We start from the raw sequence: 12,241 nt of genomic DNA on the forward strand, positions 1-12,241 counted from the left end.
TAGGTTTAATCGTTTTTTAAATCTTGATATAATTCTTTTAGTTTATACCTTAAATGCTTTACTGCATACGCTTTTCGGCTAATTATGGTTTTAATGTTTTGATTTTGTTCATCGGCAATTTGTTGTAGTGTTTTGTCGTTAAATTCATTTTCAACATATACCAATCGTTGTTTTTCTGGAAGTTCCTCTAAGGCTTTTAAAAGTTCTTTCCAAATATCATCTTGAAAGAGTTTTAATTCAGGATTTTTGTCGTTATCCTCGAGTAAAATATCCCTGATTAGAATAAGTCCGCTTTCATCTTCATAGTTAAAATCTTCTAAGTTTTCTGTTCTTTTTTTTCTGTAATTATCTGTTATTTTATTTCTTGTTACCGAAAATAGCCAACCACTAATATTTACAATGTCTGATATATTTGTGAGGTTGCTAAATTGAAACCAAACTTCTTGTAAAATGTCTTCGGCATCCTCACTATTTCTAACTTTTGGTTTAATAAAAGCCATAAGTTTTTCACCGTATTTGTTTACCGTGTGAGAAATGATATTTTCCTTTTCTTTTTTTGACATTACAAAGATTTCGACCGGCTTCATATAGTGTAAGACGAATCAAAACAAATTTTACTTTATTTATTCAAAATTAAATTTACTTAAGAATATAGAAAATAAGATGTTTTTAAAATTTGATTATATATTCTATTGCTATTGTTTGGGCTTTTCTTGTATTTTTGCTTGATGCAAAATGTACAATTTTATCAAGAGCAATTTGTAACGTATTTAGAAGTTTTTTCTAAAGATCGTGAACCTAAGAATTTATACAACCCTATAAATTATATCTTGAATTTAGGAGGAAAACGACTGCGTCCTGTTTTAACACTTATGACTGCTGATGTTTTTGATGGAGACATTAAAAAAGCTTTAAATGCAGCTTTAAGTATTGAGGTCTTTCATAATTTTTCGTTAGTTCATGATGATATTATGGATGATGCACCATTACGACGTGGGCAGGAAACAGTCCATGAAAAATGGGATATTAACACAGGCATTCTTTCTGGAGATGCTATGCTGATTATGGCATATCAACTTTTTGAAAATTATGATGCTAAAATATTTCAAGCACTAGCAAAATTATTTAGCGAAACAGCTTTAAAAGTTTGCGAAGGGCAGCAATATGATGTGGATTTTGAAACCAGAAGTGATGTCACTATTCCTGAATATTTAAAAATGATTGAATATAAAACAGCGGTTTTAGTTGGCGCAGCTATGCAAATGGGAGCAATTGTTTCTGGAGCTTCAGTAAAAGACCAAAACAATATTTATGAATTTGGAAATAATTTAGGTATTGCATTTCAACTACAAGATGATTTTTTAGACGCTTTTGGAGACCCAGAAACATTTGGAAAACAAGTTGGAGGAGATATTATTGAGAATAAAAAAACGTATTTATATTTAAAAGCTTTAGAGTTTTCAAATGAAGAAGACAAGGCTACTTTAAGGCATGTGTTTTCATCAAATCCAGAAGATATTGCAAACAAAATTATAACTGCTAAACAAATGTTTGAATCATCTGGTTCTGCAGATGAAACAAAAAAAGCCATTCAATATTATACTAATAAAGCTTTTTCAGTATTAGAATCTTTAAATATTTCTGATGAAAAAAAGGACTTATTAAAGGAGTTTGGACTAAGTTTAATGAATAGAACTGTGTAATGAAGTTGCCTGCCACTTTTGAAGATTTAATTGAAGAAGCAAATAATTTAGATTTATATAAAAAGCTTATTCTTCAACTAAATAAAGATTTTCTTTTAGCTAATATTGATTTAGATTTTCATGAAGATGTTTTGCCGTCTAGTTTAAAACTTTTACTTCATGAAGCAGTTTATAAGCTTATACAAGAAAAATTTACTGAGTATTTAAACCTACTTTATATTATTGATGTTCCAGAAAAAGCAGTTAAAGCTTTAGACGGAGATGATATTCTTAAGTTATCTGAAGACGTGTCTTTTTTAATATTAAAACGCGAATGGCAAAAGGTCTGGTTTAGAAACAAATATTAGTCTAGAAGTAAAATGAATCAAAACTATATAGACGACCAAACATTTAAAGGCGTTAATTTCACCAAAAAACCATTATTAAAAGGGGCATACGAGTGTTGTACTTTTAAAAGTTGTGATTTCTCAAATGTAGACCTTTTGGAATTTCATTTTATAGAATGCGATTTTTTTGATTGTAATTTAAGTTCGGCAAATTTATATGCTACTTTGTTTCAGGATGTAAAGTTTCAAGATTGTAAAATGCTAGGATTGCAATTTGAAAAATGCAATTTATTTGGTTTAGTAGTTAGTTTTACCGATTGCCAACTTAATCACTCCTCATTTTACAAATTAAAGTTAAACAAGACAAACTTTTTAAACTGTAGACTTATTGAGGTTGATTTTACTGCTAGCGATTTAACAGATGCCAATTTTGAGAATTGTGATTTACAAAACGCCAAATTTGAAAACACTATTTTAGAAAAAGCAGATTTTAGAAGTTCAATTAATTACTCCATTAACTTAGAAATTAATAAAATAAAAGGCGCCAAATTTTCATTGAAAGATATTGAAGGACTCTTGTCTCATTATCAGATAAAAATAGATTAAAAATAAAATCTCACAAAGGGTGCCCAAGGATCTGAGTAAATACTTTTTTCTACATCATATAAAACATCATATCTAACCCCAAAAGTAACATTGCCACTTCGGTAGCCAATACCAAAAAATAAAGCTGGTGACCAATAATTGTCATCAGGAATATTTAAATTAACATCATATCTTCTGTTAACATTAAGTTGTTCAAATTCTGCCGAAAGTTGTAACTCAGGAATCACATTATATAGTCCAATTAAGCTACCGCCTAAAATAGTAGACTTATAAACGTTTTTTTGATTGTTAAAAGTGGCATTAACTCCCAATCCCAATGCAAAAGAATCATCAAACTCATAAATAGCACTTGGTGCTAAAGTGCCACTAAAAAAACCATCCCCAAAACTAAGCCCAATACCACCACCATATCTAACATGGCTCCAGAACTCACTTTTAGGCCCTTGAGCATTCACATTAATAATACTTAAAAAAGCAACTGTTAAAATAAAAGTAATCTTTTTATTAATTGATAGGAAAAGTTTCATTGGAATAAGGAATCATTAAGAATTTAACATGTATTTGCTTTTAGGCAATTAAATTAACATTAAGCGCTATAAATATAGTTAAAGAAACAGCTAATTTTAGTAAAAGTTGTATTTTTGGAAAATATTTTGACTACCCTAAGTGGGATTAATAAAAACAATGGATAAATTTTCATTTTTAAACGCAGCACATACAGCTTATTTCGCTGATTTATACGACCAATATTTACAAAACCCTGATACTGTAGAGCCAAGTTGGAGAGCCTTTTTTCAAGGATATGATTTTGGTAGCGAGAATTATGGATTAAATGGAGAAATTGTTGAAGGTGTTTCGACTCAAATACCAGAGTATGTTCAAAAAGAATTTCAAGTAGTTAGACTTATTGATGGTTATAGAATGCGTGGGCATTTGTTTACTAAAACAAATCCCGTTCGTGATAGAAGAACTTATTCACCAACATTAGAATTACATAATTTTGATTTATCAGATAGTGATTTAGATACTGTTTTTAATGCTGGAGAAATTTTAGGTATAGGAGCTCAAACCTTGCGTGAAATCATAAAGCATTTAGATAGTATTTACTGCAGTTCAATTGGTGTAGAGTACATGTATCTCAGGAATCCTGAGGTTATTAAGTGGTGGCAAGACCAGCTTAATAAAAATGATAACCAACCAAATTTTTCTGCTGAAACAAAAAAATATATTCTTTCAAAATTAAACCAAGCGGTTACTTTTGAAAACTTTTTACAAACTAAATATGTTGGACAAAAACGTTTTTCTTTAGAAGGAGGAGAATCTTTAATTCCAGCAATTAGTAACGTTCTTTTTTATGCTGTAGAAAAATATGGCGTTAAAGAATGTGTTTTAGGAATGGCACACCGTGGTCGTTTAAGTACATTAATTAACATTTTTAGAAAACCAGTACGTGAGCTTTTTAGTGAGTTTGATGGTAAAGATTTCGAAGATGAAGATATTGACGGTGATGTGAAATATCACTTAGGATTAACACTTGATAAAACATACCAAAACGGTAAAAATATTAAGATGAATTTGGTACCTAATCCATCTCATTTAGAAACCGTAGCTCCAGTAGCAGAAGGTATTACTCGTGCAAAAATTGACAGTGATTATGATGGTGATAATTCTAAAATTATCCCAATTATAGTACATGGAGATGCTGCTATTGCAGGTCAAGGTGTTGTTTATGAGGTCGCTCAAATGAGTCAATTAAATGGCTACAAAACTGGAGGGACAATTCACATAGTTGTAAATAATCAAATAGGTTTCACGACCAATTATTTAGATGCGCGTTCAAGTACTTATTGTACAGATGTTGCAAAAGTAACATTATCTCCAGTATTGCATGTAAATTCTGATGATGCTGAAGCTGTTGTACATGCTGTTGAAATGGCATTAGAGTACAGAATGCGATATAAAAAAGATGTATATATAGACTTATTAGGCTATAGAAAATATGGTCATAATGAAGGTGATGAGCCTCGATTTACGCAGCCAAAATTATATAAGGAAATAGCTAAACATTCTAATCCTTTTAAAATATATTCAGATAAGCTAATAGCTGAAAAAACTATTGATAAAGCATATTCCGATAAAATTGTATCCGATTTTAAAGAAACTTTAGAAACAGAATATGAAAAGGCGAAAAAAGCTGATTCTTCAATAGTTAGAGAGTTTATGCAAGAACGTTGGACAGGTTTCGAACGTCAAGGTTTAGATGCAATGCTTGAAACAGAAGACACAACTTATGCAAAAAACAAATTAGAAAATATTTCTAAAGTCGTTTCTACAGTACCTGAAGGCGCTAAGTTTTTACGTAAAGCAGAACGTATTTTAGAAGGTCGTGCAAAAATGGTTTTTGAAACCGATACTCTTGATTGGGGAATGGCGGAAACATTAGCTTACGGAAGTTTAATGGAGGAAGGCTTTAATATACGTATTTCAGGCCAGGATGTAGAGCGTGGTACATTTAGTCACAGACATGCTATTTTACGCGATGAAAAATCTGAAGAACGCATTAATTTATTAAACACCAATCCAGAAAACAAAGGTAAAATGGATATTTATAATTCCTTTTTATCAGAATATGGAGTGCTTGGGTTTGATTATGGTTATGCCATGGCAACTCCAAATACCTTAACAATATGGGAAGCACAATTTGGTGATTTTAGTAACGGTGCTCAAATTATTTTCGACCAATATTTATCGGCAGCCGAAGATAAATGGAAAGCGCAAAATGGTATTGTAGTATTACTTCCTCATGGATATGAAGGTCAAGGATCAGAGCATTCATCAGCAAGAATTGAGCGTTATTTACAATTATGTGGAAATGATAATATGATTGTTGCAGATTGTACAACACCAGGTAATTTCTATCATTTATTACGTCGTCAAATGAAACGTGATTATAGAAAACCACTAATTGTATTTACTCCAAAAAGTTTATTGCGTCATCCAAAAGCCGTATCATCTTTAGAAGAATTAGCAACAGGAAGTTTTCAAGAAGTTATAGACGATACAATAAATCCAAAAGGAGTTAAAAAATTAGTTTTTTGTACAGGTAAATTCTATTACGATTTACTAGCTGAGAGAGATGAATTGAAGACAGAAGATGTTGCTTTAGTAAGAATCGAGCAATTATTTCCTTTGCATACACAAAAAATACAAGATGTAATTAATAAATATCCAAATGTAGAAAAGTACGTTTGGGCACAAGAAGAACCTAAAAATATGGGAGCTTGGAGCCACATTGCACAACGATTAGATTTAGTAAAAATTGAAGTTTGCTCAAGACCATATGCATCAGTACCAGCACCAGGTTCAAGTACAAGAGATAAAAGAAGACAGAAGCGTGTTATAAATGCAGTTTTTGATAAAGAATAAATAAAAAGAATTTTACATACCATTAAAATTATAAAGAATGATTTTAGAAATGAAAGTGCCTTCGCCAGGGGAATCTATTACAGAAGTAGAAATAGCAACATGGCTAGTAGAAGATGGAGATTATGTTGAAAAGGATCAAGCTATTGCTGAAGTAGATAGTGATAAAGCAACCCTTGAATTGCCTGCGGAAGCTAGTGGAACTATTACGCTTAAAGCAGAAGAGGGTGATGCTGTAGAAGTTGGAGCTGTTGTATGTTTAATTGATACAGATGCAAAGAAGCCAGAAGGAAACGAAGCGCCAAAAGAGGAAAAGAAAGAACAAGCACCTAAAACTGAAGCTCCAAAACAAGTGGCTTCAGAAACAAAAACTTACGCTACTGGTAGCGCTAGTCCTGCTGCAAAAAAGATTTTATCAGAAAAAGGAATGGATTCAAATTCAATTTCTGGAACAGGTAAAGATGGCAGAATAACTAAAGAAGACGCTGTTAATGCAGTACCATCAATGGGAACACCAACAGGTGGGAACCGTGGTACTTCAAGAAGTAAATTATCGATGTTACGTCGTAAAGTTGCAGAACGCCTAGTGGAAGTTAAAAATACAACAGCAATGTTAACCACATTTAATGAGGTTGATATGTCTCCAATTTTTGCTTTACGTTCAGAATATAAAGAAACCTTTAAGGCTAAACATGGTGTTAGTTTAGGGTTCATGAGTTTCTTTACTTTGGCTGTAGTGAGAGCATTAGAAATGTACCCAGCAGTTAATTCTATGCTAGATGGTAAAGAAATGTTATCATATGATTTTTGTGATATTAGTATCGCCGTTTCTGGCCCAAAAGGACTAATGGTACCGGTAATTAGAAATGCTGAAAATTTAAGTTTCAGAGGAGTAGAATCTGAAGTAAAACGATTAGCACTTCGTGCAAGAGATGGTCAAATTACTGTTGATGAAATGACAGGAGGAACTTTTACAATTACCAATGGAGGTGTTTTCGGAAGTATGTTATCAACTCCTATAATCAATCCACCTCAAAGTGGTATTTTAGGAATGCATAATATTGTTGAACGTCCTGTTGCTATTGATGGTAAAGTGGAAATTCGTCCAATTATGTACGTAGCATTATCTTACGACCATAGAATTATTGATGGTAAAGAAAGTGTTGGTTTTTTAGTAGCAGTAAAAGAAGCTTTAGAAAACCCAGCGGAGCTATTAATGAACAATGATGTTAAAAAGGCTTTAGAATTGTAAAGCAAATAAAAAGCAATATATTTAAAAAGGTCTTGCATAATATTATGCAAGACCTTTTTCGTAGAATAAAAACTAACTAATTAAATAACATAAAAATATTTATTGAGATTACTACAATAATTAAAATTGCTAAACCTACATAACAGCATTTGCTTAGAATGTTATTCTCTTCCTTCATTTTTAACTAAATTTATTATAAAAACTCTGCGTTATATTAACGCAGAGCTTCTGAATCTATCCCTCAAAATAGAATTGACTAATAGCAGTGTAAATATAAATTGTAATGTGGGGAAATAAAATACGCACTTCTACGTATTTTTAAATTAATGGTAGTTATATAAAAGGCGAAAGCTCTAAATCATTACAATTTAGAGCTTTCTATAATTCTCCCTAAGAACTAATTAATAGCACTGTAAATGTAGTATATAGGAATGATATAAAAAATACGCACTTCTACGTATTTTTTATAAATGTCTCTTATTTAATCCAGCCCAAATAGAAAGTGATGTAGGTTTATTGTCTAAAACTAATTTGGCAACAATATTACTGCGGTGTTTATCTACAGTTCTTACTGATATAGATAGTTCGTCGGCAATATCATGACTGGTTTTATTCTCAGAAATAAGTTTTACTATTTTTAATTCAGATTTAGTTAACAAATCTAAATTATTAGGTTTATGATCTAAATTACTCGCTTCTAAGTAAGAAGCAATTTCTTCACTAAAATAAGGTGTGTTATTTGCTACACTTTTAATACAAGTTTCAATTTCTTCAATAGCAAACTCTTTTAAAATGTATCCGTAAACATTAAACGCTTTAGCTTTATCGTATAGTTCTTCTTCTTTATCAAAAGTAATTAGAATAATTTTTGTTAAGAGGTTGTTCTTTTTGCAGGCTTCAGCAATTTCTAATCCGGTTTTATGAGGCATTCTTATATCAAGAATAGCAATTTCAGGCTTTAGTTTTACAATAAGATTGTATGCACTATTACCATCAGCAGCACTTCCAACTATGTTAAAACCTTTTGAGGTTAAAAAATCAGTAAGACCACGCAGCATTAAAGGATGATCATCTGCAATTACAATTGAGGCGTTCATTAATTAGAGGGAGTTGAGCTATTAGTTAATTTTTTTTTTTTGAGGTGCTATTATAATTTTAAATATAAATATTTCTTTTCATAATCTATTACGGCTTTCCCTTTTTTTAAAATATCTGCACCTATAATTCCATCAACTGGTTTTGAATTGTGATTAATTAATGCTGTATTTACGTGGGTTAGATTAAATAAAACTAAAACTACCTTATTATTTGACCATTTACCAATTTTTACTTTGTTTTTTTTAGACATTTTAGTATCCATATTTATGGCGCCAGCACCAGCAGCTTTAATAATTGAATCTTCGGCTTTTAATTTAAAGGTGTCAATAGCTTCAAAACCAACACAAGAACTTGAAGCACCAGTGTCTAAAATAAATAAGCCTTTCTTGCCATTTATTGTTGCTTTAATTTCAAAATGATTAGTTTTAGTAAGGTGTAATTTTATTTTAGAATATCCTTTATTAAGTAGATATTGTTGAAGAGAGTCCATCAAATTATTTTTAAACAAATATAATCATGTAAAAACAATTATTTTTACACAATAGTAAACAAACCATTTAATTTATAGAATTTGATTATTACAGATACCCACACACATTTATATAGTGAAGCTTTTAATGAGGATAGAGATGAAATTATAAAACGCGCTATTAAGCAAAATGTATCTCGATTTTTTATTCCAGCTATCGATTCAACTTATACAGAATCAATGCTTCAATTGGAAAAAGATTATCCGGAGAATATATTTTTAATGATGGGCTTGCATCCAACACATGTAAAAGATAATTATGAAGATGAGTTAAAACATGTTGAAGACATGCTGGCATCAAGAAAATTTTATGCAATTGGAGAAATTGGTATTGATTTGTATTGGGATAAGTCCACATTAAGTATTCAACAAGATGCTTTTAGGTATCAAATAAAGTTAGCAAAGCAGTATAAGTTACCTATAGTTATTCATTGTCGAGAGGCATTTGATGAAATTTTTGAAATTTTAGAAGAAGAAAAAAGTGATGATTTATTTGGCGTTTTTCATTGCTTCACAGGAAACTTAGAGCAAGCACATCAAGCTATTTGTTATAATATGAAATTAGGAATTGGAGGTGTAGTTACATTTAAAAATGGGAAAATTGATCAGTTTTTAAATCAAATTGAATTAAAACATATTGTTTTAGAAACAGATTCTCCTTATTTAGCGCCTGTTCCTCATAGAGGAAAACGAAATGAGAGTCTATATATATTAAAGGTGTTAGAAAAATTATCAGAATTATATAATACACCTATTAATACTATAGCAGAAATAACTACACAAAACTCTGAAGATATTTTTAATATATAAATATGAGTAAATTTAAACCCAACATATTACTTATTTATACTGGTGGAACCATTGGTATGGTAAAAGATTTTAAAACAGGGGTGTTACGTGCTTTTGATTTTAAAACACTTTTAGAAAAAATACCAGAATTACAACTTTTAGATTGCAATATAGATACGGTTTCTTTTAAAACCCCTATAGATTCAAGTAATATGAATCCGAAGTACTGGGTTCAAATAGCCGAAATGATTGAGAATAATTACAATATATTTGATGGGTTTGTAGTTTTACATGGAAGCGATACTATGAGTTACACAGCTTCTGCTTTAAGTTTTATGCTAGAAAATTTAGCTAAACCAGTTGTGTTTACAGGTTCTCAATTACCTATTGGGGATTTGAGGACTGATGCTAAAGAGAATTTAATTACCTCAATTCAAGTTGCATCTCAGCAACTTAAAGGAAAGCCAGCTATTAAAGAAGTGTGTTTGTATTTTGAATATAAATTATATAGAGCTAATAGAACCACAAAAATAAACGCAGAGCATTTTCAAGCATTTGCTTCTTTAAATTATCCGGATTTAGCTGAGTCTGGAGTGTATTTAAAAATTAATAATGAACATTTGTTTAAACAAAACCTTAGAAAAAAATTAGTCGTTCATAAAAAATTAGATGAAAATATAGCTCTTATAAAGTTGTTTCCAGGAATTTCAAAACCAGTATTTGAAAGTGTATTTAACATGCCTAATTTAAAAGCAGTAATTATTGAAACCTATGGGGCAGGAAATTGCAGTACTGAAAAATGGTTTATTAATATGTTAAAGGAGAATATTTCAAAAGGCATATATATTGTTAATATTACACAATGTTCTGGCGGAAGTGTGATGATGGGGCACTATGAAACCAGTAGTGAATTGAAAAAAATAGGAATTATCTCAGGAAAAGATATTACTACAGAGGCTGCTATAGCCAAACTTATGTACTTGTTGGGGCAAAATATTTCTAGTAAAGTATTCAAAACCATGTATGAAACATCTTTAAGAGGAGAAATCACTTAAAATTAACTGTTAAAATTTTAGTGTTCAAAGTTTTTTTCGTTATTTGACCCTCTAAATTAAAGTGACTAAAAATACAGAGAGGTGGCCGAGTGGTCGAAGGCGCACGCCTGGAAAGTGTGTATACCTCAAAAGGGTATCGAGGGTTCGAATCCCTTCCTCTCTGCTGTTATTTTTATTTTTAATTGCTTTTTTTTTAATATCTTTAACACTTTAACTAATAAAATTAAGATCGAGAACATGAAAAGATTATTTTCTATCCTTGCCATTACAGGTATTATGGCATTCGGAACTGCTAATGCAACAACAATTGCAAACACAAGTACAGCTGTAACCACAGTAGCAAGTATTACACAAGATGATGCAGCACCTGCTGAAGAACTTGGATTTCATCAAGAATTAAAAAAACGTTTTATTGAAGGAGGCCCTGAGTTTATGGGGATTGTATTATTATGTTTAATTTTAGGATTAGCAATTGCAATAGAAAGAATTATCTTTTTAAACCTTTCAACTACAAACACAAAAAAATTAACACAAGATGTTGAAGATGCTTTAGCTTCTGGTGGTGTTGAAGCAGCAAAAGAAGTTTGTAGAAACACAAAAGGTCCAATCGCCTCTATTTATTATCAAGGTTTAGATAGAACAGATGAAGGTATTGAGGCTGCTGAAAAAGCTGTTGTAGCTTACGGTGGTGTTCAAATGGGACAATTAGAAAAAAATGTATCATGGATTTCATTATTTATCGCTCTTGCACCAATGCTTGGTTTCATGGGTACGGTAATTGGTATGATTCAGGCATTCGATAAAATTGAAGCTGCTGGAGATATGCAACCATCACTTGTAGCAGGTGGTATTAAAGTAGCACTTTTAACAACAGTATTTGGTCTTGTAGTAGCTATTATTCTTCAAATTTTTTACAATTATATTATTGCTAAAATTGATAGTATTGTTAACGATATGGAAGATGCTTCTATTACGTTAATGGATCTATTAATTAGAAATAAAAAGTAATAATTTAAAACTAAAAAATTATGGGTTTACATAAAATTTTAAAAATAGTAGCCTTGGCGCTTGGTGTTATTGGTGCAATTATAGCACTAGTAATAATAGCAAGCGATAAAGAAACAGCTGAAAGCATGGGCGGCAATCTACTATATGTTTCATATATAATACTTGGTATAGTTATAGCACTAGTATTAGTCTTTGTAATAAAAGGATTATTTGCTGGAGATATTAAGAAAACGTTAATGACAGTTGGGGCATTTTTAGCCATAATTGTTATATCTTATGTTATTTCATCTGGTACAGATTTAAGCTTAAAACCTTTTACAGATAAAGGAGCAGATGTTACAGAATCAACATCAAAAATGGTTGGAGCTGGATTATATGCATTTTATTTCCTTGCGATATTAGCTATAGGATCTATGTTATATGGTGGCGTAAAAAAAATATTTAATAAATAA

The 12,241-nt window shown here is 30.8% G+C and carries 13 protein-coding genes and 1 tRNA gene; 10 read left to right on the forward strand and 4 right to left on the reverse strand.

Annotated features, from left to right (window positions below; genetic code table 11):
- Positions 1-5 precede the first annotated feature (5 nt).
- Positions 6-563, reverse strand: coding sequence for an RNA polymerase sigma factor (locus BT151_RS05170; protein WP_245794725.1), 558 nt, complete (start codon positions 561-563; stop codon positions 6-8).
- A gap of 165 nt (positions 564-728) precedes the next feature.
- On the opposite strand from BT151_RS05170, the gene BT151_RS05175 reads away from it, so the two are divergent.
- The 3 genes from BT151_RS05175 to BT151_RS05185 are packed head-to-tail and all read left to right on the forward strand — an operon-like array spanning position 729 to position 2,635.
- Positions 729-1,703: a polyprenyl synthetase family protein gene (locus tag BT151_RS05175; protein ID WP_072400675.1), complete on the forward strand. Its 975-nt coding sequence runs from the start codon at positions 729-731 to the stop codon at positions 1,701-1,703.
- Positions 1,703-2,050, forward strand: a complete 348-nt coding sequence (locus tag BT151_RS05180; protein ID WP_072400676.1) for a hypothetical protein — start codon at positions 1,703-1,705, stop codon at positions 2,048-2,050. Before BT151_RS05175 ends, BT151_RS05180 begins: the two co-directional genes overlap by 1 nt.
- 12 nt (positions 2,051-2,062) lie before the next feature.
- Complete coding sequence (locus BT151_RS05185; protein WP_072400677.1) at positions 2,063-2,635, forward strand: pentapeptide repeat-containing protein; 573 nt, start codon at positions 2,063-2,065, stop codon at positions 2,633-2,635.
- Here BT151_RS05185 and BT151_RS05190 read toward each other — a convergent pair.
- On the reverse strand, positions 2,632-3,162 hold the full coding sequence (locus tag BT151_RS05190; protein WP_072400678.1) for an alpha-ketoglutarate decarboxylase: 531 nt from the start codon (positions 3,160-3,162) through the stop codon (positions 2,632-2,634). The two genes, BT151_RS05185 and BT151_RS05190, sit on opposite strands and share 4 nt — an antisense overlap.
- A gap of 157 nt (positions 3,163-3,319) precedes the next feature.
- Between BT151_RS05190 and BT151_RS05195 the strand changes: the two genes are divergently transcribed.
- Together BT151_RS05195 and odhB are read left to right on the forward strand one after the other, a co-directional pair.
- Positions 3,320-6,061: a 2-oxoglutarate dehydrogenase E1 component gene (locus BT151_RS05195; protein WP_072400679.1), complete on the forward strand. Its 2,742-nt coding sequence runs from the start codon at positions 3,320-3,322 to the stop codon at positions 6,059-6,061.
- Positions 6,062-6,098: 37 nt separating this feature from the next.
- Complete coding sequence (odhB, locus tag BT151_RS05200; protein WP_072400680.1) at positions 6,099-7,310, forward strand: 2-oxoglutarate dehydrogenase complex dihydrolipoyllysine-residue succinyltransferase; 1,212 nt, start codon at positions 6,099-6,101, stop codon at positions 7,308-7,310.
- A gap of 464 nt (positions 7,311-7,774) precedes the next feature.
- Here odhB and BT151_RS05205 read toward each other — a convergent pair whose 3' ends face one another.
- Positions 7,775-8,407, reverse strand: coding sequence for a response regulator (locus BT151_RS05205; protein ID WP_072400681.1), 633 nt, complete (start codon positions 8,405-8,407; stop codon positions 7,775-7,777).
- Positions 8,408-8,457: 50 nt separating this feature from the next.
- Entirely contained in the window at positions 8,458-8,898 is a 441-nt protein-coding gene (locus BT151_RS05210) for a retropepsin-like aspartic protease family protein (RefSeq protein ID WP_072400682.1), read from the reverse strand.
- 81 nt (positions 8,899-8,979) lie between these two features.
- Here BT151_RS05210 and BT151_RS05215 point away from each other — a divergent pair, with 81 nt between their 5' ends.
- The 5 genes from BT151_RS05215 (at position 8,980) to BT151_RS05235 (ending at position 12,241) form a co-directional block, all read left to right on the forward strand.
- Positions 8,980-9,747, forward strand: a complete 768-nt coding sequence (locus BT151_RS05215; protein WP_072400683.1) for a TatD family hydrolase — start codon at positions 8,980-8,982, stop codon at positions 9,745-9,747.
- Between the two features lie 2 nt (positions 9,748-9,749).
- Complete coding sequence (locus tag BT151_RS05220) at positions 9,750-10,781, forward strand: asparaginase (protein ID WP_072400684.1); 1,032 nt, start codon at positions 9,750-9,752, stop codon at positions 10,779-10,781.
- A gap of 75 nt (positions 10,782-10,856) precedes the next feature.
- Positions 10,857-10,944: transfer RNA gene (locus tag BT151_RS05225), tRNA-Ser, on the forward strand.
- 74 nt (positions 10,945-11,018) lie between these two features.
- Positions 11,019-11,789, forward strand: coding sequence for a MotA/TolQ/ExbB proton channel family protein (locus BT151_RS05230; protein WP_072400685.1), 771 nt, complete (start codon positions 11,019-11,021; stop codon positions 11,787-11,789).
- Positions 11,790-11,809: 20 nt separating this feature from the next.
- Positions 11,810-12,241, forward strand: coding sequence for a hypothetical protein (locus BT151_RS05235; protein ID WP_072400686.1), 432 nt, complete (start codon positions 11,810-11,812; stop codon positions 12,239-12,241).

Origin of the sequence: Flaviramulus basaltis, from assembly GCF_900114265.1 — a bacterium.
GTDB classification, from domain to species: domain Bacteria; phylum Bacteroidota; class Bacteroidia; order Flavobacteriales; family Flavobacteriaceae; genus Flaviramulus; species Flaviramulus basaltis.